This is a genomic window from Mycobacterium sp. (assembly GCF_039583805.1).
Classification (GTDB): Bacteria; Actinomycetota; Actinomycetes; order Mycobacteriales; family Mycobacteriaceae; genus Mycobacterium.
In genome coordinates, this window is sequence record NZ_JAVKSH010000064.1 from 1 (window position 1) to 21,379 (window position 21,379).

Below are 21,379 nucleotides of genomic sequence, written 5' to 3' on the forward strand. Positions count from 1 at the left end.
GACAGTTAGCTAGAAAGCCGCTGTCATCACCACCTGCCGTGTCGTCACGTCGTAGACCAGGGACAAGCCCGAGGCCGTGTCCTTAGCTCGTCGCTGTGTGCACCGTCCAGCGACCAGATGGTGCGTAACACAGATTTAACACCACCTCAAACGAGACTAAACGGGCGGTAACACGGCTGTAATGAGGTCCGAACAGACTCGGAGTCGTGAAGCGCATGGTGTTGACAGCCGGTTTGGCCGCCGCCGCGATCGGTCTCGCCGTTCCGGCGCACGCCGATCGGTCCGGTGACGACGCAGGGTTCCTGTCCGCTCTCGACCACGCCGGGATCACGCACCGCGGCGCCGACCGTGCCGTGTCAGCCGGCCACGCGGTCTGCGAGTTGATGGACGGCGGCATGTCGCCGGTGGACACCGTCGTCGCGGTGCAGAGCACCAACCCGGGCTTCACTGCGCAGCACGCCGCCACTTTCGCCGGCCTTGCCGCGGCGTCGTACTGCCCCCAGCATCTGTGAGCCCGCCCGGTCGTCCTCGACGCTGACGCCCGAGCGCTGGATGCTCGTCCTGGCACTGTGCGCGCATCCCCGACGAGCTGCCATCTTTGCCAGGCGAGGCCGAAGCCCCGACGGCCGGTGAACGGCCTCGGCCTCGATCACGGGCCATGGGATGATTGCGGCGGAAACCAGCGGGCGTCACGCCGAGAGCCGTAGGGCGGTCCATCGATGCACAGCACCATGCAGAGCTTCCCGTTGACGATCACCGCCATCCTGCGGCACGCCGCCGGCGTGCACGCGGCGCGCACGGTCACCACCGCGCACGGTGGCGAGTACCGCACCTGTACCTACCAGGAGCTTGCCGGGCAGGCCGCCCGGTTGGCGCATGCGCTGCGCCGTCTCGGTGTCAGCGGAGACCAGCGCGTGGCCACCTTCATGTGGAACAACACCGAACACCTGACGGCCTACCTGGCGGTGCCGGCGATGGGCGCGGTGCTGCACACCCTGAACATCCGGCTCTTCGCCGAGCAGATCCACTACGTCGCCAACGAAGCCGAAGACCAGGTGGTGCTCGTCGACGTGTCGGTGGCCACGCTGCTGGCGCCGGTGCTGCCCGATCTGCACACCGTGCACACCGTGATCGCCGTCGGCGACGGCGACACGGCGCCGCTGGAAGAATCCGGCAAGACCGTGCTGCGCTACGCCGACGTGGTAGCCGGCGAACCGTCCGAATTCGATTGGCCCGACATCGACGAAAACTCAGCCGCCGCAATGTGTTACACCAGCGGTACCACCGGCAACCCGAAAGGCGTCGTCTACAGCCACCGATCCAGCTACCTACACACCATGGCCGTCTGCATGGCCAACGGGATCGGTGTCGGCTCCAGCGACTGCGTGCTGCCCATCGTTCCGATGTTCCACGCCAACGCCTGGGGGCTGCCGTATGCGGCGCTGATGGCGGGCGCCGACCTGGTGCTGCCCGACCGCCATCTCGACCCGGCATCCCTGGTCGCCATGATCGAGGCGAAGCGGCCGACCGTCGCGGGCGCGGTGCCGACGATCTGGAACGACGTCCTGCACTACCTGGACAAGAACCCCGATCACGACGTGTCGTCGCTGCGGTTGGTGGCCTGCGGCGGGTCGGCGGTTCCGGTCTCGCTGATGCGCGCCTTCGAGGAGAAGCACGGCGTGCAGATCCGCCAGCTGTGGGGCATGACCGAAACCTCGCCGATGGCCACCATGGCGTGGCCGCCGCCGGGAACCCCCGAGGATCGGCACTGGCCGCTGCGGGGCACCCAGGGCCAGCCCGTCTGCGGGGTGGAGGCCCGCATCGTCGACGACGAGGGCAACGTGCTGCCCAACGACGGCAAAGCCGTGGGTGAGTTGGCGGTCCGCGGCCCGTGGATCACCGGCTCCTACTACCGCGATCACGACGCGGCCAAGTTCGACTCCGGCTGGCTGCGCACCGGCGACGTCGGCCGGATCGACGAGCGCGGCTTCATCACGCTGACCGACCGGACCAAGGACGTCATCAAATCCGGCGGGGAGTGGATTTCCTCGGTCGAGCTGGAGAACTCGTTGATCGCGCACCCGGACGTGCTCGAGGCCGCCGTCGTCGGCGTTCCCGACGAACGCTGGCAGGAAAGGCCGTTGGCGGTCGTCGTCGTCAAAGAAGGCGCTTCGGTTGCCGCTGCCGATCTGCGAAAGTTCCTGACCGACAAGGTCGCCCGGTGGTGGTTGCCGGAACGCTGGACGTTCGTCGACACGATTCCGCGCACCAGCGTCGGCAAGTACGACAAGAAGGCGATCCGATCCCGGCACGCCGACAACGGCTATCAGGTATTCGAGGTGCGGGACTGAGTTTCCCGGGAAGGAGCGAGATGGGTCTGCGTGTCGTGCAATGGGCGACCGGATCGGTCGGGGTGGCCGCGATCAGAGGGGTGCTCGAGCATCCCGACCTCGAGCTCAGCGGATGCTGGGTGTATTCGGAAGCCAAGCGCGGCAAAGATGTCGGCGAGATCATCGGCACGTCGCCGCTGGGTGTGACGGCAACCGACGACATCGACGACATCCTCGCGCTCGACGCCGACGCGGTGATCTACGCGCCGCTGCTGCCCAACGTCGAGGAGGTCGCCGCGCTGCTGCGGTCGGGCAAGAACGTTGTCTCGCCGGTCGGCTGGTTCTATCCCGGCGAGAAGGAAGCCGCACCGCTGGAGATTGCCGCGCAGGCCGGCAACGCGACGCTGCACGGCGCCGGCATCGGACCGGGCGCGGTCACCGAGCTGTTTCCGCTGATGCTGTCGGTGATGTCGACCGGCGTGATTTTCGTTCGTTCCGAGGAGTTCTCCGATCTGCGGACCTACGACGCACCCGACGTGCTGCGGCACGTGATGGGTTTCGGTGGGACACCCGACAGCGCGCTGACCGGACCGATGCAAAAACTGCTCGACGGCGGATTCATCCAGTCGGTGAAGCTGTGTGTCGACCGGCTGGGTTTCGCCGCCGATCCGCAGATCCGCGCGACGCAGGAGGTGGCCGTGGCGACCGCCCCGATTGACTCGCCGATCGGGGTGATCGAGCCGGGGCAGGTCGCCGGGCGCCGGTTCCACTGGGAGGCGCTGGTGGGCGACACCCCGGTGGTCCGGGTCAGCGTGAACTGGCTGATGGGCGAGGAGAACCTGGATCCGCCTTGGTCGTTCGGCCCGGCCGGCGAGCGCTACGAGGTCGAGGTGCGCGGTCACCCGAACGCGTTCGTCACCGTCAAGGGCTGGCATCCCGAGAGCGTGGAGGCCGGCCTGAAAAGCAACCCCGGCATCGTCGCGACCGCCGCGCACTGCGTGAACGCGGTGCCTGCGACCTGCGCGGCGCCGGCCGGCATCCAGAGCTTCTTCGACCTGCCGCCGATCACCGGGCGGGCCGCGCCCGGCATGGCTCGCTGACGTGTGCCGCCTCTTCGGCCTGCACGCCGGCACCGACCTCGTCACCGCCACCTTCTGGCTCCTCGACGCCCCGGACAACCTGGCCGCGCAGAGCCGGCGCAACCCGGACGGCACCGGTCTGGGCGTCTTCGGCGGCGGGGGCCGGCCCGAGGTGCGCAAACAGCCGATCGCGGCCTGGCAAGACGCCGAATTCGCCACCGAAGCCCACGAGATGACCGGCACCACCTTCATCGCGCACGTCCGCTACGCGACGACCGGTGCGCACACGGAGGCCAACACGCACCCGTTCCTGCAGGACGGACGGATCTTCGCGCACAACGGCGTGCTGGAAGGCCTCGACGTGCTCGACGCGCGGCTCACAGAGCTGGGCACCGCGGATCTGGTTGCCGGCCAAACTGATTCAGAAAGGGTGTTCGCACTGATCACCGCGTCGATCCGGACCCGCGGCGGTGACGTGGCAGCCGGTCTGCTCGACGCGCTGCGGTGGCTGGCGGACAACGTGCCGATCCACGCGGTCAACGTGCTGCTGAGCACTGCCACCGACCTGTGGGCGCTGCGTTACCCGCAGACACACAAGCTGTACCTGCTGGACCGCCGCGACACCGCCCCCGATGGATTTCATCTGCGCACCAACCGAATTCGCGCCCACAGCGACCATCTGGGCACTCGGCCGTCGGTGGTGTTCGCCAGCGAGCCGATGGACGACGACCCGCGCTGGCAGCTGATCGCGCCCGGCGAGCTGGTGCACGTCGACGCCGGGCTGCAGGTCAGTCGCAACCTGGTGCTGCCCGACCCGCCCCGACATCAGCTGCGCCAGGAAGACCTGAGTGCGGCAGCGCAAGCCGCCCAGCACAACTCGGCGTGATTCACCTCGGGCTCTCGGGGACATCCAGCGTGTCCAGCGCCCGGCCGGCCAGCGCGCGGCCGACGTCGATCACCTCGGTGGCCCGGTGGAACTCCAGACTGCGGCAGGTCGAGCGCGGCACCTCGATCAGCAGGTCGGGCGGGTAGGCGGCGAGGGTGTGACGCGCCAGCGCGGCCTGCGCGATGTCGATGGTGCGGTTCATCACCTCGAAGCGGCCGCCCAGGTTTGGCGCCTCGGGTTCGTTTGCGTCGTCGTCGGCCGGCTCGACGTCGGGGGGCTCAGGCTCCCCGGCCGCTGAATCCGGGATCGACGTGCCGAGCCGGTTGAGCAGCGACCGGGCGGTGCCGGCCTCGAACAACGCCGAGGTGCTGCGCACCATGCGGTTCAGCCACTCGGCTGCCGGACGGTGTTCCGGGTCGCGGTCGCCGGCGGTCTCCGGGCCGTTGAGGCTGACCGCGATGGTCAGGTCGGCGTTGGTCGCGGTGATCGGTGCCATCGGCAGCGGCTCCAGGATGCCGCCGTCGGCCAGCAGCCGGCCGTCGAGCATGTGCGGGGCGATCACGCCCGGTATTGCGATCGACGCCCGGATGGCTTCGTCGAGCGGGCCGTGCTGCAGCCATACCGGCTTCCCCGCGATCAGGTCCGTTGCCACCGCGGTGTAGGGAATCGGCAGCTGCTCGATGGCCACGGCGCCGAGAATGTCGCGCACCGCGTCCAGGATCTTCTCGGCCCGCAACACCCCGGCCGCGGTGATGGACGGGTCCAGCAGGCGCAGCATGCCGCGTTGCGTCAGCGCCCGGGCCCACTGCGCGAAGTCGTCGAGCCGTCCCGCCGCCTGCAGACCGCCGACCAGCGCGCCCATCGACGAACCCGCGATCCCGACGAACTGGTAGCCCCGTTCGCGCAGCTCGTCGATCACCCCGATGTGGGCGTATCCGCGCGCACCACCGCTGCCCAGCGCCAGCGCGACCCGGGGCTGGACAGACGAGTCGCCGGGAAGCTGGGTGGAGCCCGGCGCGTGCGGAGCATCGGTGTCGGCCATTCGCCCATTTTCGCGCAGCGCGCCCGGAGCGGCGCCCTAGCGGTGGGTGAAGTTCGGCGGGCGTTTCTCGACGAACGCGGCCATGCCCTCGGAGCGGTCGGCGGTGGCGAACGCGGCGTGGAACAGCCGGCGCTCGTAGAGCAGGCCCTCGGCCAACGACGATTCGAACGACCGGTTGACGGCCTCCTTGGCCATCCGGGCCGCCGACAGCGACATCCCCGCGATGGTGGCGGCGACGGCCTTGGCCTCGGCGAGCAGGTCGTCGGCCGGCACCACCCGCGACACCAGGCCCGCCCGTTCGGCCTCGGCGGCGTCGATACTGCGCCCCGTCAGGATCAGGTCCATCGCCTTGGCCTTGCCGATCGCGCGGGTGAGCCGCTGGGAACCGCCCATGCCCGGGAAGACCCCGAGTTTGATCTCCGGCTGGCCGAACTTCGCGGTGTCGGCGGCGATCAGCACATCGCACATCATCGCCAGCTCGCAGCCGCCGCCCAGGGCGTGTCCGGCCACCGCGGCGATCGTCGGGGTGCGCACCGCGGCGAGCTTGGCCCAGCCGGCGAAGAAGTCCGAGCCGTAGACGTCGGAAAAGCTCAGCGCGGACATCTCTTTGATGTCCGCGCCGGCCGCGAACGCCTTCGCCGAGCCGGTGATGACGATGGCGCCAATGTTGGGATCGTCGTCGAATTGCGCTGCTGCACCGGTGACTTCGTTCATCATCTGGCTGTTGAGTGCGTTGAGCGCCTGCGGCCGGTTCAGGGTGATGGTTCCGACGCGCCCGTCGCGGTCGACCAGGATGGTGCCCCAGTCCGTGTCGGTCATGGGATCTCCTCGAATGTCAGGTCGGGGTCTGCGGGTTCGAAGTAGGCATCGACGTCGGCGGCGCGGACCTCGGCCAGCGTGGCAGGCGACCACCGCGGGTTGCGGTCCTTGTCGACCAGCTGGGCGCGGATGCCCTCCACCAGGTCGTGCGAGCGTAGCGACGCGCAGGACACGCGATAATCCTGGGCCAGAACGTCTTCCAGCGTGTCGAGTTTCGCGGCCCGGCGCACCGCCTGCAACGTCACCGACAACGCGATAGGGGAGCGGGTGGCGATCAGCTCGGCGTCCTCGCGGGCCGGCCGGGCGCGGTGGCGGCGCAGCGCGGCGACGATATCGGCAACACTGTCACCGGCGTAGCAGTCGTCGATCCAATCGTGTTGCGCGGCAAGCGGGCTCGGCGGCGGATCGACGGCGTACCGCGCCAGCGCCGCCTCGACGCCGTCCTCGACGATCGCGGCGGTGACGGCGTCGAGGCGCTCGTGTGGCACAAAGTAATCGGCGAATCCCAGCGCGATCGCGTCGGCGCCGGTGAATGGCGCGCCGGTCAGCGCCGCGTGCAGCCCCAGCGATCCGGGTGCCCGGGACAGCAGGTAGCTGCCGCCGACGTCGGGAATGAAGCCGATGCCCACCTCGGGCATCGCCATCTTCGTCGTGTCGGTGACCACTCGGGTGTTCGCGTGCGCGCCGACGCCGACGCCGCCGCCCATCACGATGCCGTCCATCAACGACACGTACGGTTTGGCGAACCGGCCGATCGCGGCGTTGAGCCGGTACTCGTCGTACCAGAACCGCCGGGCGGCGACGCCGTCGGCGCGGGCGCTGTGGTAGATCGCCACCACGTCGCCGCCGGCGCACAAGCCCCGCTCCCCGGCTCCGGTGAGCACCACCGCGCGCACCGCGTCGTCGCGTTCCCACCGGGTGAGCGCCGCGCCGAGGGCGTCGACCATGTGCTGCGTCAACGAGTTGATCGCCTTGGGGCGGTTGAGTGTCACTATGCCCACGCCCCGCTCGACGCGGTTCAGCACGTCGTCGGACTCGCCCGTCACCGGTCACCCCTCGTCGAAAGCCGCCCAAGACTTGACGAGCAATCTAGATCGTTACCCGAATCGCGCTGTCCGCGGGTAAGGTTGCCCTGGACGACGGCCGGACCGCCCGCGCGCGGGAACCCGGCCGGACGACAGTTCGTTGACCAGGTGTTCGCCCAGCTCGGCGGCACGGCATAGGAGAGGATTCGACGGTGCGGGAGTCCAGCAATCCGGTATTTCGCTCGCTGCCCAAGGGGCGCGGCGGATACGCGCAGTTCGGCGCGGGTGCGGCGACCGCCGCGCCCGAGTACGGGTATCAGACCGACCCGTACACCTCGCCGTACGGCGACCAGCGGACGGGCGTTTCCCGCCCGCTGACCATCGACGATGTGGTGACCAAGACGGGCATCACCCTGGCGGTGCTGACGGCCGCCGCCGTCGTGTCCTACTTCCTGGTGGCGGCCAATCAGGCGCTGGCCGCGCCGTTCACCTTCGTGGGCGCGTTCGGCGGCCTGGCCGTGGTGCTGATCGCCACGTTCGGGCGCAAACAGGACAGCCCGGCGCTGGTGTTGACCTACGCCGCGCTGGAGGGCCTGTTCCTGGGCGCGATCTCCTTCGTCCTGGCCAATTTCGCGGTGTCGAGCACCAACGCCGGCGCGCTGATCGGGCAGGCGATCCTGGGCACGTTCGGGGTTTTCGCCGGGATGCTGGTGGTCTACAAGACCGGCGCCATCCGCGTCACCCCGAAGTTCTCCCGGATGGTGGTGGCCGGCCTGTTCGGTGTGCTGACGCTGATGATCGGCAACATGGTGCTGGCGATGTTCGGCGTGGGCCACGGGGAGGGGCTGGGCCTGCGCAGCGGCGGGCCGCTGGCGATCGTGTTCTCGCTGGTGTGCATCGGCCTGGCGGCGCTCAGCTTCCTGGTCGACTTCGACGCCGCCGACCAGATGATCCGCGCCGGGGCGCCGGAGAAGGCCGCGTGGGGTATCGCGCTGGGCCTGACGGTGACCCTGGTCTGGCTCTACATCGAGATCCTGCGGCTGCTCAGCTACCTGCAGCACGATTAGCCGCGCAGCGGCGGCGTTGACTCTGCGCTGGCGGCACTGGTCACTAGCACTTTTGCGCGCTGGACGCAGGGTGAACGGCACCTGTCGGTGGGTGTTGCGACCATGCCCGCATGGGGGGTCAACCCCAAGTATTTCCTCGACATGGGCTGGGAGGACATCATGCTGGCCGTGGAGTACGACGGCGACGGGCATCGCACCAGTAGGCCGCAGTTCGTCAAGGACCTCGCGCGCCTGGAGTATCTCCAGCAGCGCGGCTGGACTCATATCGCGGCTGGACTCATATCGAGGTGTTGTCCGAACACCGCGGCGCCGATGTCGGTTGCCGTGTTCAGCGCGCTTGGGACGCGTTGACTCTGCGCTGACGGCGCCTCCTACTCGAACTTTTGCGCCATAAACGCAGGATCAGCGCAGAAATGTCACGACAGCCGCTCGATCACCATCGCCATGCCCTGGCCGCCGCCGACGCACATCGTCTCCAGGCCGAACGTCTTGTCGTGGGTGGTCAGGTTGTTCAGCAGGGTGGCGGTGATGCGCGCACCGGTCATCCCGAACGGATGGCCCAGGGCGATCGCGCCGCCGGACACGTTCAGCGTGTCGGTGTCGATGCCCAACTCGCGGGCCGAGCCGAGGACCTGCACCGCGAACGCCTCGTTGATCTCGAACAGGTCGATGTCGCGGATCGACATCCCGGCGTGGGCCAGCGCCTTCTTGGTGGCCTCGATCGGCCCCAGGCCCATGATCTCCGGGGACAGACCCGACACCGCGGTGGACACGATGCGGGCCAACGGGGTCAGGCCGAGTTCTTTGGCCTTGGTGTCGCTGGTGATCACCACGGCGGCGGCGCCGTCGTTGAGCGGACAGGCGTTGCCGGCCGTCACCGTGCCGTCAGGCCGGAAAACCGGTTTGAGCTGGCTGACCGCCTCGTAGGTGGTACCGGGCCGGGGCCCGTCGTCGGTGCTGACGGTGGTGCCGTCGGGCAGGGTGACCGGGGAAATCTCACGCTCGAAGAAGCCGCTCTTGATCGCCTCCTCGGCCCGGTTCTGGCTGCGCACCCCCCAGTGGTCCTGCTCGTCGCGGCTGATCCCGGTCAGCAGTGCGACGTTCTCGGCGGTCTGGCCCATCGCGATGTAGACGTCGGGCAGTGCGCCGTCGGCACGCGGATCATGCCATTCGCCGACGCCGGCGGCCGCCGCCTCGGAGCGCTTCTGCGCCTCCTCGAAGGCCGGGTTGTGGGTGTCCGGCCAGGAGTCGGCGCTGCCTTTGGCGAATCGGGACACCGTTTCCACGCCCGCGGAGATGAAGGCGTCGCCCTCGCCGGCCTTGATCGCGTGGAAGGCCATCCGGGTTGTCTGCAGCGACGAGGAACAGTACCGGGTGACGGTGGTCCCGGGCAGGAAGTCATAGCCGAGCAGCACGGCGACGACCCGTCCCATGTTGAACCCCTGCTCGCCGCCCGGCAGGCCGCAGCCGAGCATCAGGTCGTCGATCTGGTGCGGGTTGAGCGCGGGCACCTTGTCCAACGCGGCCCGCACCATCTGGGCGGCCAGGTCGTCGGGCCGGATGCTGACCAGTGAACCCTTGCCGGCGCGGCCGATCGGCGAGCGGGCGGTTGAGACGATGACGGCTTCGGGCATGACAGGCTCCTTTTCGTGGCGGTGGACTGCACCCTACGACGTGTCGCGGCCCGGCATTGCCCGGGACGGAGCCGGGCGACGCGGCCGGGTCGACGCCGGGGAGAATCCGGATCGAATCTAGCGGTTACGCCTCGGCGGCCACGACGACGGGTGCCGGCACCCCGGTGACGCGAAGGCGGGGCCGCGTGGACACGGCGGCTCGGCTGCGGCCCGGACCCGCGTCGTCGGGCGCAGTTGCCGACGGCAGCGCGGGGGTCAGCTCGCTGCTGGAGGCACCCAGCGCCTCGCACAGCGCCGGCAGCAGCTGGTCGGCCACCAGCGCATACCCCGCCGCCGACGGGTGGAACTGGTCGGCGGACAGCAGGAGCTCGGGTGCGTGCCTCAAGTCCGATGTGAGCAGGTCCGCCAGTGGCACCGGGACACCGCCGGCCACCTTCACGGCGGCGGCCTGCGCGCGCGCCAGCCGCAAGCCCTGGGTGCGGGCCGTCCAGCGCAGCGGCTGCGGGATGGCGGTGATGACCCCGAAATCCGGGCAGGTGCCGACGACGACCACCGCACCGCTGGCGCGGAGCCGACGCACCGCCGCCCCGAGCCGCCGTGCCGACGGGCCGATGCCGTTGATTGCCGTGACGTCGTTGGCGCCGATCATGATCACCGCCGCGTCCGGCGGCGGTCCGGCCACCAACATCGCGTCGACCTGACCGGACAGACCCTTGGAGGTGGCCCCGACGATCGCCTTCGTGCTCAGCCGGACGCGCGTGCCGGTCTGCTGCGCGATGCCCCGGGCGATCAGCACGCCGGGAACCTCGTCGGCGGTGCGACAGCCGTATCCGGTTGCCGTCGAGTCTCCGAAGATCATCAGATGCACGTCGACGAGGACTCCGCGTTCCCAGCGCTGCGGGGGTCCGCCGCCGCGGGTGTACACGCCGTCCGCGCGGGGCGGGATGTCCCAGGCCTTCGGGATGACGTGGCGCGCGCGCTCAGCCTGGCCGATCAGCAGGTTGCGTGCGCCCACGTAGGCTGTACCCGTCGACGCCAGCACACCCGCGGCGGCCAGCGCAATCGTCGAACGTCTCGGCGCGCGTAGCTCCACGGGTCCAGTTTAGGTGGGCGCCGGCCGCTTCTTCGGCTGCGCGGACACGACCCGGTTACGGTGCGGATCAAATGTTGTATCGAATTAAACCCCGCGACGATAAAGGTTTTCGGAGATGTCAAGCTAAGTTTACGAGGTTGGCTGAGCGTCTCCACCGGGATCCGTAGCCACGCGGTTGCGGCCACCGATTGCTCCGCTGCGTCGTCGACATGCTGTAGCGATCTACAACGACGTAGGAAGTGTCGAGCATGACTGCACCGGCCACGGTATCCCGCTCTGCTGGAGTCCATTCGCGCGCGCACGCCGGGGTTCGGCTACGACGACCCCCGATCAGCGACGGCGCCCCGGTCGAGGTGGTCGAGACCGGGCCCAGCGTGGCCGGGCGCCTGGTGGCGCTGGCCTGTCATCTGACGATTCGGCCGGCGCTGTCGGTGTGCAGCCACGTTCCGCATCTGCCCTGGCCGTTCGGACTGGTCGACGTCGCGTCCCGGATCTTGTTCCCCGATGCGGGAACCGTCCGTACCGCCGTGAACTTGCCCAACGCCGCCGCGCAGCTGGTGCGCGCACCCGGGGTGCTGCCGGCCGACGGCACCCGGAGGGTGGTGCTCTACCTGCACGGCGGCGCGTTTTTGACCTGCGGGGTGAACTCGCACAGCAGGATCGTCAGCGCGATATCGCGGTTCGCCGACGCGCCGGTGCTGGTGGTCGACTACCGGTTGATACCCAGACATTCGGTCGGGATGGCGCTCGACGACTGCCACGACGCTTATCGCTGGCTGCGGTCGCGCGGCTACCAGCCGGAGCAGATCGTGCTGGCCGGCGACTCTGCCGGCGGCTACCTGGCGCTGGCGCTGGCGCAGCGGCTCGCCGAATGCGACGAGGAACCGGCGGCGCTGGTGGCGATTTCCCCGTTGATGCAGCTGGCCAAGGAGGCGAAACAGGCCCATACCAACATCAAGATCGACGCGATGTTCCCCGCCAGGGCGTTCGACGCGTTGCTGGCGCTGGTGGCCGGGGCCGCCGGCAGGAACGTCGTCGACGGCAGGCCCGAGCCGCTCTACGAGCCACTGGACCACGTCGAGCCGGGCCTGCCCCGCACACTGATCCACGTGTCGGGGTCGGAGGTGTTGTTGCACGACGCCCGGCTGGCAGCGGGCAGGCTCGCCGCCGTCGGTGTGCCGACCGAGGTGCGCGTCTGGCCGGGCCAGATCCACGACTTTCAACTGGCCGCGCCGCTGGTGCCCGAGGCGACCCGCTCACTGCGCCAGATCGGCGAGTACATCCGCGACGCCACCGGTTGACCGGCCGGCGTCCCGCCGCGACAGGCCTGAGACGCTACCTGAGACGCTACCTGAGACGCTGCCTGAGACGATGAAGGCATGCGGATCGCGCGGCACATCAGTGACCTCATCGGCAACACCCCTCTGGTTGCGCTGAACTCGGTCGTTCCGCCCGGCGTCGGCCGGGTCGTCGCCAAGGTCGAGTACCTCAACCCGGGCTTGAGCAGCAAGGATCGCATTGCGGCGAAGATGATCGACGCCGCCGAGGCCAGCGGACAGCTCAAGCCGGGCGGCACCATCGTCGAGCCCACCTCGGGCAACACCGGCGTCGGGTTGGCGCTGGTCGCCCAACCCCGCGGCTACCGGTGCATCTTCGTCTGCCCGGACAAGGTCAGCGAGGACAAGCAGAACGTGCTGCGCGCCTACGGCGCCGAGGTGGTGGTGTGTCCGACGGCAGTGCCGCCGCAGCACCCGGACAGCTACTACAGCGTCTCCGACCGTCTGGTCACCGAGATCGACGGCGCCTGGAAACCCGACCAGTACTCCAACCCCGAAGGCCCGGCCAGCCACTACGAGACCACCGGCCCGGAAATCTGGGCCGACACCGACGGGCAGGTGACGCACTTCGTCGCCGGCATCGGCACCGGCGGCACCATCACCGGCGTCGGCCGCTACCTCAAAGAGGTCTCCGGCGGCCGTGTGCGGGTGATCGGCGCGGACCCGGAGGGCTCGGTGTACTCCGGTGGAACGGGCCGCCCGTATCTGGTGGAAGGGGTCGGCGAGGACTTCTGGCCGGCGGCCTACGACGCGAATGTTCCCGACGAGGTCATCGCGGTGTCCGACTCCGATTCGTTCAACATGACCAGGCGGCTGGCCCGCGAAGAGGCCATGCTGGTCGGCGGATCGTGCGGCATGGCGGTGGTGGCCGCGCTCACGGTCGCCAAACAGGCCGGCCCGGACGCGCTGATCGTCGTCCTGCTGCCGGACGGCGGACGCGGCTACCTGTCGAAGATCTTCAACGATGCCTGGATGTCGTCGTACGGATTCCTGCGCACCCGGCTCGACGGCTCGGCCGAGCAGCCCACCGTCGGCGACGTGTTGCGGGGGAAATCCGGCAAGCTGCCCGACCTGGTGCACACCCACCCGTCGGAGACCGTGCGCGACGCGATCGGCATCCTGCGCGAGTACGGGGTGTCGCAGATGCCGGTGGTCGGCGCCGAGCCGCCGGTGATGGCCGGCGAGGTCGCCGGCAGCGTCTCGGAACGCGAACTGCTCTCCGCCGTCTTCGAAGGCCGGGCGAAGCTCGCTGACGCGGTCGCCAAGCACATGAGCCCGCCGCTGCCGTTGATCGGGGCGGGGGAGGTGGTCGGCGCCGTCGCCGAGGCGCTGCGCGACCTCGACGCCGTGATGGTGGTCGAGGAAGGCAAGCCGGTCGGCGTCATCACCCGCCACGACCTGCTGGGCTTTCTGTCCGAGGGCTCGCGACAGCGGTAGCGGGAGGACCGGTGAGCAAATTACTTCGGTTAGCAAATGACGGAACAGCCGGATGCTCCGGGTCGGCGTCCGAGGGGACGGCGTGTGGTGCCAACGCCGCGGCGCGGGGGCGCAGACCGCCCGTGCGGCGCTCGTCTCGGGTACCGTGGTGCCGCCCGCTCCAGCTAACTTACGGTAGGAGACCGTCATGACTGACCCGCCTCCGCCACCGCCCGGCGACGCCAGTCCGCCGCCCGGTGCCTACCCGCCCCCGCCGCCACCCGGCGGTGCCTACCCGCCGCCGCCACCACCCGGCGGTGCCTACCCGCCGCCGCCACCACCAGCCGGCGGCTACGCGCCGCCGCCACCCGGGCCGGCGATCCGGGCTCTGCCGCAGCAGGCCTACACGCCGTGGTTCACCCGGGTGGGGGCGTTCGTCATCGACTCCCTGCCCGCCGTCGCCGTCGTCGGCATCGCCTGGCTGATCCTCGCCGCCACCACGGATCAGACATGCCTGACCGACGTCACGCCGTATTCCGTCGGCGAGGTGTGCGCCACCGAAATCTCGGGGGTGGGCCTGGCGGCGCTGTGGCTGTCGGTGCTGGCCGGTTTGGCCTATGCGGTGTGGAACTTCGGCTACCGGCAGGGCACCACCGGCTCCAGCATCGGCAAGTCGGTGATGAAGTTCACGGTGGTCAGCGAGACCACCGGCCGGCCCATCGGTTTCGGGTTGTCGGTCGTGCGCGAGCTCGCGCATCTGGTCGACGCGGCCATCTGCTACGTCGGGTTTCTGTTTCCGCTCTGGGACGCCAAGCGACAAACCCTCGCTGACAAGATCATGACGACGGTGTGCCTGCCGCTCGAGGGTGGTGCGCCGGCACCCCGGGCTGATGGTCGATGAGCGACCAGCACAGCGCATCCGGTGACCCGGACGGGCCCGGCCCGGGGCTCGGCCCCGGGCTTGCCGCGGGTGGTATCGAGGGTCCTATCACGGGTCTGTCGACCAAGGCCATCCACGCGGGGTATCACACCGACCCGGCGACCGGTGCGGTCAATCCACCGATCTACACCGCCAGCACGTTCGCCCAGGACGGCGTCGGCGGGCTGCGCGCCGGATTCGAATACGCGCGCACCGCCAACCCGACCCGCGCCGTGCTGGAAGCCACGCTGGCGGCCGTCGAGGACGGCCGGTTCGGGCGGGCGTTCAGTTCCGGCATGGCGGCCACCGACTGCGCGCTGCGGGCGGTGCTGCGCCCCGGCGACCACGTCGTCATCCCCGACGACGCCTACGGCGGAACGTTCCGGCTGATCGACAAGGTGTTCACCCAGTGGGGTGTGCGGCACACACCCGTCGCGCTCTCCGATCTCGACGCCGTGCGAGCGTCGTTGACACCGCGGACCCGGCTCATCTGGGTGGAAACACCCACCAACCCGCTGCTGTCCATCGCCGACATCGCCGCGATCGCCGAACTCGGGCGGGAACACTCCGCAAAGGTGTTGGTGGACAACACGTTTGCTTCGCCCGCGTTGCAGCAGCCGTTGACCCTCGGTGCCGACATCGTGCTGCATTCAACCACGAAATACATCGGCGGCCACTCCGACGTGGTGGGCGGCGCACTGGTCACCGGTGACGAGGAGTTGGATGCGGCGTTCGGTTTTCTGCAGAACGGGGCCGGCGCCGTGCCGGGCCCGTTCGATGCGTACCTGACCATCCGCGGGCTCAAGACACTGGTGCTGCGGATGCAGCGGCACAGCGAGAACGCGGCCGCGGTCGCGGAATTCCTTGCCGGGCATCCGTCGGTGAGCACGGTGCGGTATCCGGGTCTGCCCTCGCATCCGGGTCACGACATCGCGGCACGGCAGATGCGCGGGTTCGGCGGGATGGTGTCGGCGCGGATGCGGGGCGGTCGGAAAGCCGCCGAGGATCTGTGCGCCACCACGTCGGTGTTCATCCTGGCCGAGTCGCTGGGCGGGGTGGAGTCGCTGATCGAACATCCGGCGGCCATGACGCACGCCTCCACGGCGGGCTCGCAGTTGGAGGTTCCCGACGATCTCGTGCGGCTGTCGGTGGGTATCGAGGACGTCGCCGATCTGCTCGCCGACCTCGAGCAGGCGCTGGGTTAGCAGCCGGCGGAAGTCAGGTGGCTAACGCAGCGCGGGACGGATCGCGGCCGTCGTCACCACCAGGTTGAACTCGGCGAGTCCGGGCTCGCAGTCGCCGGCCCAGCTGCCGCCGGCGATATCGCCGGCCCGGCTGCGCACCCACTTCCAGCCCCGGTCGTTCAGGCTGAGAACCGCACCCAGCCCGTCGACGAGGTAGAGCAGAGAGACGACGGTCGCCGTCGTCGGATCGGGGCGGCTGTGATCGAACAGGGCAGCCGTCACAGCTGCGCGCGCCTGCGTCGCCCGGGTCCGGTCGACCAGCGGCCAAGCGTACCCGCGCCGGAATCGGTTGCCCGGCAGCCGGACCCGGCGAATCTGGCCGCCGTCTTCGAGATGTGACAGCACGGCGGCCGGGGTCGTGCGCCGAAGCTTGGTGATCGCCGCGGCCGGCGTCAGCGGGCGCCGCAGCAGCAGCTGCAACGCCGGCGCCAGCACCGGATCGGCCGGATCCGGGCCGCTGAGCACAAGCAGCCGCCCGGCCGCCGCAGGAGGGTCGGTGTCCGTCGCGGGACGGATCCGGCAGGCGTGCGCCAAGTCCAGCAGCACCGCCGCCGCCAGCGTGCGTTCCCGGCGGGCCCGATCCAGCCTCGGTTGTGCCGCGGCATTGTCGAGCAGAAGTAGCAGCAGATCCTCGGCGATGCGCGCCATGACGCGCAGCCGACCGGCCCTCGTCCCCGACCGGCCGCGGCTACGAGTGGTAGGGCTCCGCGCTGACCAGCGTCACTTCGACGGTGTTGCCGTTGGGCACCGTGTAGCGGCGCGTCTCGCCCACCTTGGCGTTCAGCAGGGCACCGCCGAGTGGGGAATTCGGCGAGAACACCTCGAGCTTGCCGTCGTTGACGCCCTCCTGGCGGGTGCCGATCAGGAACGTCTCGGCGTCGGACTTGTCGCCGTTGTAGTAGACCTTCACCACCGAGCCGGGCAGCGCCACCCCGGACTGGGTGGGAGCTTCGACCTTGGCGTTGCTGAGCAGGTCCTGCAGCTGCCGGATGCGGGCCTCTTGTTGGCCCTGCTCCTCGCGGGCCGCGTGATAGCCGCCGTTCTCGCTGAGGTCGCCCTCCTCGCGGCGGTCGTTGATTTCCGCGGCGATGACCGGACGGTTCGCGATCAGCTGGTCGAGCTCGGCCTTGAGCCGGTCGTGTGACTCCTGGGTCAACCAGGTCACCTGGGTGTCCGTCATCTCGTCGCGCTCCTCGGGTTGTTTCGGTTCCGCGATATTCGCGTGGTCTGGGGTGGCCGTGCTGCCGCAACGCTCAACCGCGTGCGTCGCCGGTTGGGCCTGTATACCCACTAATGCAGCAATACACGGTCCCGCCAGGAACCGTGCATCACTTGATGCTACCACCGCGGTGCGGTGCGTCACAGACATTTCCGCAGCTGGGCGTCCGTCCGGGACGGCCCGGCCGGTCAGGGTGCGCGCAGGTAGCCGGGTACGTCGGTGCCGCACCCGTAGATGGCGCCCACCACGGGCGGCTGGACGGACTTCACGGTCGTCGTCACCTGCACGGTCGCCTGCTGCGACGGTGGCACCAACAGCTCGCGCCGACCCGTCTCGCTGCCGTCCGCGGACCGCACCCGCACGATGCAGTCCACCGGGCGGGACGGGTCCGACCGGGTCACGCTGATGGTCACCGACACGGTCTCGTCGTCGATCACCCGATAGCCGGCCAGGGTGCCGGAGACGTCGCTGGTACCCAGCCGCCGGTAGCCGATGACGGCCACGACCGCGCCGGCGGCGACGGCCAGCACGCTCAGCGCGACGACCAGCCGGCGACGCGACGTCGGGGACAGTCGCGGCCGTCCGTAGCGGTTGGTCGGCTGCGGGGCGGGGGCTGGGGTCATGGCCTCGGGGGTTTGCGGAGAGGGGCTGTCGGGATGGAACTATTAGGTTAAGGGGCCGACCGACCAGCGCACGAACAGGGAGCACGTGAGCGGACTGCGATTGATGGCGGTGCACGCCCATCCGGACGACGAGTCCAGTAAGGGCGCCGCCACCCTGGCCCGCTATGCCGACGCGGGTCATCGGGTGCTGGTGGTGACGTTGACGGGAGGCGAACGCGGGGAGATCCTCAACCCCGCGATGGATCTGCCCGACGTGCACGGGCGTATCGCCGAGATCCGCCGCGACGAGATGGCCAAGGCCGCTGAGATCCTCGGCGTCGAGCACCTGTGGCTGGGTTTCGTCGACTCCGGCCTGCCCACAGGGGATCCGCCGCCGCCGCTGCCCGCGGACTCATTCGCGTTGGTGCCGCTGGATCAGGCCACCGAGGCGCTGGTGCGGGTGGTGCGCGAGTTCCGGCCGCATGTGATGACGACGTACGACGAGAACGGGGGTTACCCGCACCCGGATCACATTCGCTGCCACCAGGTTTGCGTCGCCGCCTACGAAGCGGCCGGCGACTATCGGCGGTTCCCCGACGCCGGCGAGGTGTGGACGGTGTCCAAGCTGTACTACAACCACGGCTTCCTGCGCCAGCGGATGCAGCTGCTACAGGACGAGTTCGCCAGGCACGGCCGGCAAGGCCCGTTCGAGAAATGGCTGGCGCACTGGGATCCCGCGCATGACGTCTTCGCCGGCCGGGTGACGACGCGGGTGGAGTGTTCGGCGTATTTCGGCCAGCGCGACGACGCGCTGCGCGCGCACGCCACCCAGATCGACCCCGACGGGGATTTCTTCGCCGCGCCGATAGCCTGGCAGCAGCGACTGTGGCCGACCGAGGAGTTCGAGCTGGCGCGGTCCCGGGTTCCGGTGCGACTGCCGGAGAGCGACTTGTTCGCGGGAATCGAGGTCGAGCGGTGAACCGAATCCTTCTCGTCGCGATCGACGTGGTCGCCGACCTTCACGCCGACGAGGCGCCCCGCAACACCGGGCCGGATTTCGGCAAGGCCAGCCCGTTCGGGCTGCTGGTGATCGTGCTGCTGCTGATCGGCACGTTCCTGCTGGTGCGCTCGATGAACCGGCAGCTGAAGAAGGTGCCCGAATCCTTCGACCGGCCAAGCCCCGAGCCGGATCAGGCCCCCGCCGACGATGGCGCGATCGGCGACCACCCGCCGGACGAGCGCGACGAATCGACGCATGAACCCGACAGCTAGCGCCCGGCGATGAGTCCCGAGGTCAACACCCTGGCCCGCGCCGCCAGCCCCTATCTGCGCCAGCACGCCGACAACCCGGTGCACTGGCAGGAGTGGACGCCGCAGGCGCTGGCGCTCGCCGCGCGGCGCGATGTGCCGATCCTGTTGTCGGTCGGCTACGCGGCATGTCACTGGTGTCACGTGATGGCCCACGAGTCGTTCGAGGACGACGGGGTGGCCGCGGTGATGAACGCCGGTTTCGTGTGCGTCAAAGTCGACCGCGAGGAACGACCCGACATCGACGCGGTGTACATGAACGCCACTGTCGCGCTCACCGGGCAGGGCGGCTGGCCGATGACATGTTTTCTGACCCCCGACGGGCGGCCGTTCTTCTGCGGCACCTACTACCCGAAAGAAAGCTTCCTGCAGCTTCTTTCGGCTATCACCGACACCTGGCGCACCCGCCGGGGCGAGGTCGAGGAGGCATCGGACCGCATCGCCGGCGAGCTGGCCGCCATGGCGTCGGCTCCGGCCGGCGCCGTGCCGCCGGTCCACTCGGCTCCGACCGGCGCCGTGCCGCCGGTCCACTCGGCTCCGACCGGCGCCGTGCCGCCGGTCCACTCGGCTCTATGCGACGACGCGGTCGCCGCTGTGCTGGGGGAGGAAGACACCGTTCGCGGCGGCTTCGGCAGGGCGCCCAAATTCCCGCCGTCGGCGCTGCTGGAGGCGCTGCTGCGGCACCATGAGCGCACCGGTTCGGCGGCGGTAATGGAGGCGGTCACGCGCACGTGTACGGCGATGGCCCGCGGCGGCATCTACGACCAGCTGGCCGGCGGCTTCGCCCGCTACAGCGTCGACAACGCCTGGGTGGTGCCGCATTTCGAGAAGATGCTGTACGACAACGCGCTGCTGCTGCGGGTGTACGCACACTGGGCCCGTCGCACCGGGGATGCGCTGGCGCGCCGGGTCGCCCGCGAGGTCGCGCGGTTCCTGCTCGACGGTTTGGCCGACGGGCCGATGTTCACCTCGTCGCTGGACGCCGACGCGGCCGGGCGGGAGGGCTCGACCTACGTCTGGACGCCGACACAGCTGATCGAGGTGCTCGGTGGTGGCGACGGGCGCTGGGCCGCTTCAGTTTTCGACGTCACCGCAGCCGGGAATTTCGAAGGCGGCGCGTCGGTGCTGCGGTTGCCGGCCGACCCCGCAGATCAAGACCGTTTCGAGCGGGTCCGCGCCGCGCTGCTGGCCGCCCGGCTGGGCCGGCCGCAGCCTGGCCGCGACGACAAGATCGTCACCGCCTGGAACGGCCTGGCGATCACCGCATTCGCCGAAGCCAGTGTGGCCCTGGACGATCCGGAGCTGCTGACCGCCGCGCAGCGCTGTGCCGCGGCGCTGCTGGAGCTGCACCTGGTCGACGGCCGGCTGCGGCGGGCCAGCCTCGGGGGGCAGGTGGGCGGGGCCGCCGCAATCCTGGAGGACCACGCGATGCTGGCCACCGGGCTGCTTACCCTGCACCAGCTGAGCGGCGACGGTGCCTGGCTGACGTCGGCCACCGAACTCCTCGACCTCGCGCTGGCCCACTTCGCCGACCCCGAGCATCCGGGCCACTGGTTCGACAGCGCCGACGACGCCGAGCGGCTGGTATTCCGGCCGGCCGACCCCGTCGACGGCGCCACGCCCTCGGGGGCGTCGTCGATAACCGAGGCGCTGCTGACCGCCGCGCACCTCACACCCGACGGCGGCAACCGCTACCGGACCGCCGCGGCCGACGCACTGGCGGCGCATTCGCCGCTGCTGGCGCGGGCGCCGCGCTCGGCCGGGCACTGGCTGGCGGTCGCCGAAGCGGCGCAACAGGGCCCGCTGCAGATCGCGGTGGCTTGCGCCGCGCCGACCTCGTCGCTGCTGGCCGATGCCCGACGGCTGGCGCCGGGCGGGGCGATCGTCGTGGGCGGCGAGCCGGACTCGTCGGCGCTGCTGGCCGGGCGCGGTCGGGTCGGCGGCGCGGACGCCGCCTACGTGTGCCGCGGCCAGGTTTGCGGCCTGCCGGTCACCACCGCCGAGGACCTGGCGGCTGCATTGTCGCGGTAGCGTGACGTCTCATGCCGAGTGCGCACCACATCGCCGACGTCGTCGGCCGCTACATCAGCCTGGTCGCCTCGGGCAGCGCCGACGACATCGCCGAGTTGTACGCCGAGGACGCCACCGTCGAGGACCCCGTCGGGGGTGAGGTGCACATCGGCCGCCAGGCGATCCGCGGCTTCTACTCGGCCCTGACGAACACAGCGGACACCGAGCGGGAATGCGAACTGGTGTCGCTGCGGGTCGCCGGCAACGAGGCGGCGTTCGCGTTCCGGCTGACGGTGACCGCCGGTGAGCATCGGATGCTGATCGAGCCGATCGACGTGATGGCGTTCGA

Annotated in this window: 21 protein-coding genes and 1 pseudogene; 14 read left to right on the plus strand and 8 right to left on the minus strand. The window is 69.9% G+C overall.

Going from position 1 to position 21,379, the window contains the following annotated elements; all coding sequences use genetic code 11:
- Positions 1-215 precede the first annotated feature (215 nt).
- The 4 genes from ABDW21_RS10320 (at position 216) to ABDW21_RS10335 (ending at position 4,295) form a co-directional block, all read left to right on the plus strand.
- A complete protein-coding gene (locus ABDW21_RS10320) occupies positions 216-512 on the plus strand; it encodes a DUF732 domain-containing protein (RefSeq protein WP_343600777.1) in 297 nt (98 codons plus the stop codon).
- A 207-nt stretch (positions 513-719) separates the two neighbouring features.
- A complete protein-coding gene (locus tag ABDW21_RS10325) occupies positions 720-2,351 on the plus strand; it encodes a fatty acid--CoA ligase (RefSeq protein WP_343600747.1) in 1,632 nt (543 codons plus the stop codon).
- A 20-nt stretch (positions 2,352-2,371) separates the two neighbouring features.
- Positions 2,372-3,430 (plus strand): dihydrodipicolinate reductase, encoded by a 1,059-nt coding sequence (locus ABDW21_RS10330; protein ID WP_343600748.1) that lies wholly within the window; start codon positions 2,372-2,374, stop codon positions 3,428-3,430.
- Position 3,431: 1 nt separating this feature from the next.
- Positions 3,432-4,295 carry a class II glutamine amidotransferase gene (locus tag ABDW21_RS10335; protein WP_343600749.1) on the plus strand — a complete coding sequence of 288 codons (864 nt, stop codon included), beginning with the start codon at positions 3,432-3,434 and terminating at the stop codon, positions 4,293-4,295.
- A gap of 1 nt (position 4,296) precedes the next feature.
- Here the strand turns inward: ABDW21_RS10335 and ABDW21_RS10340 are convergent, their stop codons facing one another.
- From ABDW21_RS10340 to ABDW21_RS10350, 3 genes are read right to left on the minus strand one after another with little or no spacing between them, the layout of a single operon-like run.
- Complete coding sequence (locus ABDW21_RS10340) at positions 4,297-5,337, minus strand: patatin-like phospholipase family protein (protein WP_343710418.1); 1,041 nt, start codon at positions 5,335-5,337, stop codon at positions 4,297-4,299.
- A gap of 36 nt (positions 5,338-5,373) precedes the next feature.
- Positions 5,374-6,156, minus strand: coding sequence for an enoyl-CoA hydratase (locus tag ABDW21_RS10345; protein ID WP_343710419.1), 783 nt, complete (start codon positions 6,154-6,156; stop codon positions 5,374-5,376).
- Positions 6,153-7,202: an enoyl-CoA hydratase/isomerase family protein gene (locus ABDW21_RS10350; RefSeq protein WP_343710420.1), complete on the minus strand. Its 1,050-nt coding sequence runs from the start codon at positions 7,200-7,202 to the stop codon at positions 6,153-6,155. The genes ABDW21_RS10345 and ABDW21_RS10350 overlap by 4 nt, the downstream gene beginning before the upstream one ends.
- Before the next feature lie 191 nt (positions 7,203-7,393).
- Here ABDW21_RS10350 and ABDW21_RS10355 point away from each other — a divergent pair, with 191 nt between their 5' ends.
- Both ABDW21_RS10355 and ABDW21_RS10360 read left to right on the plus strand, forming a co-directional pair.
- A complete protein-coding gene (locus ABDW21_RS10355; protein WP_343600753.1) occupies positions 7,394-8,248 on the plus strand; it encodes a Bax inhibitor-1/YccA family protein in 855 nt (284 codons plus the stop codon).
- Positions 8,249-8,380: 132 nt separating this feature from the next.
- Positions 8,381-8,610, plus strand: a pseudogene (locus tag ABDW21_RS10360) (hypothetical protein); the annotation flags it as partial.
- 54 nt (positions 8,611-8,664) lie between these two features.
- Here ABDW21_RS10360 and ABDW21_RS10365 read toward each other — a convergent pair.
- Positions 8,665-9,882 carry an acetyl-CoA C-acetyltransferase gene (locus ABDW21_RS10365; RefSeq protein WP_343600754.1) on the minus strand — a complete coding sequence of 406 codons (1,218 nt, stop codon included), beginning with the start codon at positions 9,880-9,882 and terminating at the stop codon, positions 8,665-8,667.
- Between the two features lie 124 nt (positions 9,883-10,006).
- Positions 10,007-10,975 carry an SGNH/GDSL hydrolase family protein gene (locus ABDW21_RS10370; protein ID WP_343600755.1) on the minus strand — a complete coding sequence of 323 codons (969 nt, stop codon included), beginning with the start codon at positions 10,973-10,975 and terminating at the stop codon, positions 10,007-10,009.
- Positions 10,976-11,223: 248 nt separating this feature from the next.
- Here ABDW21_RS10370 and ABDW21_RS10375 point away from each other — a divergent pair, with 248 nt between their 5' ends.
- From ABDW21_RS10375 to ABDW21_RS10390, 4 genes are all read left to right on the plus strand, one after another.
- Positions 11,224-12,276, plus strand: coding sequence for an alpha/beta hydrolase (locus tag ABDW21_RS10375; protein ID WP_343600756.1), 1,053 nt, complete (start codon positions 11,224-11,226; stop codon positions 12,274-12,276).
- A 78-nt stretch (positions 12,277-12,354) separates the two neighbouring features.
- On the plus strand, positions 12,355-13,749 hold the full coding sequence (locus ABDW21_RS10380; protein WP_343600757.1) for a cystathionine beta-synthase: 1,395 nt from the start codon (positions 12,355-12,357) through the stop codon (positions 13,747-13,749).
- Between the two features lie 187 nt (positions 13,750-13,936).
- Positions 13,937-14,629 carry an RDD family protein gene (locus ABDW21_RS10385; RefSeq protein WP_343600758.1) on the plus strand — a complete coding sequence of 231 codons (693 nt, stop codon included), beginning with the start codon at positions 13,937-13,939 and terminating at the stop codon, positions 14,627-14,629.
- Positions 14,626-15,852 (plus strand): cystathionine gamma-synthase, encoded by a 1,227-nt coding sequence (locus tag ABDW21_RS10390; RefSeq protein ID WP_343600759.1) that lies wholly within the window; start codon positions 14,626-14,628, stop codon positions 15,850-15,852. Before ABDW21_RS10385 ends, ABDW21_RS10390 begins: the two co-directional genes overlap by 4 nt.
- Positions 15,853-15,873: 21 nt before the next feature.
- Here the strand turns inward: ABDW21_RS10390 and ABDW21_RS10395 are convergent, their stop codons facing one another.
- The 3 genes from ABDW21_RS10395 to ABDW21_RS10405 form a co-directional block, all read right to left on the minus strand.
- A complete protein-coding gene (locus ABDW21_RS10395; RefSeq protein ID WP_343710421.1) occupies positions 15,874-16,539 on the minus strand; it encodes a GPP34 family phosphoprotein in 666 nt (221 codons plus the stop codon).
- A 40-nt stretch (positions 16,540-16,579) separates the two neighbouring features.
- Positions 16,580-17,071, minus strand: a complete 492-nt coding sequence (gene greA / locus ABDW21_RS10400; RefSeq protein ID WP_343600761.1) for a transcription elongation factor GreA — start codon at positions 17,069-17,071, stop codon at positions 16,580-16,582.
- A 227-nt stretch (positions 17,072-17,298) separates the two neighbouring features.
- On the minus strand, positions 17,299-17,733 hold the full coding sequence (locus tag ABDW21_RS10405) for a DUF4307 domain-containing protein (protein ID WP_343600762.1): 435 nt from the start codon (positions 17,731-17,733) through the stop codon (positions 17,299-17,301).
- Between the two features lie 85 nt (positions 17,734-17,818).
- Here ABDW21_RS10405 and mca point away from each other — a divergent pair, with 85 nt between their 5' ends.
- From mca to ABDW21_RS10425, 4 genes are all read left to right on the plus strand, one after another.
- Entirely contained in the window at positions 17,819-18,691 is an 873-nt protein-coding gene (mca, locus tag ABDW21_RS10410; protein WP_343600763.1) for a mycothiol conjugate amidase Mca, read from the plus strand.
- Positions 18,688-18,984 (plus strand): hypothetical protein, encoded by a 297-nt coding sequence (locus ABDW21_RS10415; protein WP_343600764.1) that lies wholly within the window; start codon positions 18,688-18,690, stop codon positions 18,982-18,984. Before mca ends, ABDW21_RS10415 begins: the two co-directional genes overlap by 4 nt.
- 9 nt (positions 18,985-18,993) lie before the next feature.
- Positions 18,994-21,051 (plus strand): thioredoxin domain-containing protein, encoded by a 2,058-nt coding sequence (locus tag ABDW21_RS10420; RefSeq protein ID WP_343600765.1) that lies wholly within the window; start codon positions 18,994-18,996, stop codon positions 21,049-21,051.
- Positions 21,052-21,062: 11 nt separating this feature from the next.
- Positions 21,063-21,379, plus strand: a 317-nt coding sequence (locus ABDW21_RS10425; RefSeq protein ID WP_343710422.1) for a nuclear transport factor 2 family protein, incomplete at its 3' end; no start/stop codon positions are given.

Coding starts and splice junctions, on each gene's coding strand:
- ABDW21_RS10320 (WP_343600777.1), top strand. CDS start 216: ATGGTGTTGACAGCCGGTTTGGCCGCCGCCGCGATCGGTCTCGCCGTT.
- ABDW21_RS10405 (WP_343600762.1), bottom strand. CDS start 17,733: ATGACCCCAGCCCCCGCCCCGCAGCCGACCAACCGCTACGGACGGCCG.
- ABDW21_RS10325 (WP_343600747.1), top strand. CDS start 720: ATGCACAGCACCATGCAGAGCTTCCCGTTGACGATCACCGCCATCCTG.
- ABDW21_RS10380 (WP_343600757.1), top strand. CDS start 12,355: ATGCGGATCGCGCGGCACATCAGTGACCTCATCGGCAACACCCCTCTG.
- ABDW21_RS10330 (WP_343600748.1), top strand. CDS start 2,372: ATGGGTCTGCGTGTCGTGCAATGGGCGACCGGATCGGTCGGGGTGGCC.
- ABDW21_RS10340 (WP_343710418.1), bottom strand. CDS start 5,337: ATGGCCGACACCGATGCTCCGCACGCGCCGGGCTCCACCCAGCTTCCC.
- ABDW21_RS10395 (WP_343710421.1), bottom strand. CDS start 16,539: ATGGCGCGCATCGCCGAGGATCTGCTGCTACTTCTGCTCGACAATGCC.
- ABDW21_RS10375 (WP_343600756.1), top strand. CDS start 11,224: ATGACTGCACCGGCCACGGTATCCCGCTCTGCTGGAGTCCATTCGCGC.
- ABDW21_RS10390 (WP_343600759.1), top strand. CDS start 14,626: ATGAGCGACCAGCACAGCGCATCCGGTGACCCGGACGGGCCCGGCCCG.
- ABDW21_RS10345 (WP_343710419.1), bottom strand. CDS start 6,156: ATGACCGACACGGACTGGGGCACCATCCTGGTCGACCGCGACGGGCGC.
- greA (WP_343600761.1), bottom strand. CDS start 17,071: ATGACGGACACCCAGGTGACCTGGTTGACCCAGGAGTCACACGACCGG.
- ABDW21_RS10420 (WP_343600765.1), top strand. CDS start 18,994: ATGAGTCCCGAGGTCAACACCCTGGCCCGCGCCGCCAGCCCCTATCTG.
- ABDW21_RS10365 (WP_343600754.1), bottom strand. CDS start 9,882: ATGCCCGAAGCCGTCATCGTCTCAACCGCCCGCTCGCCGATCGGCCGC.
- ABDW21_RS10385 (WP_343600758.1), top strand. CDS start 13,937: ATGACTGACCCGCCTCCGCCACCGCCCGGCGACGCCAGTCCGCCGCCC.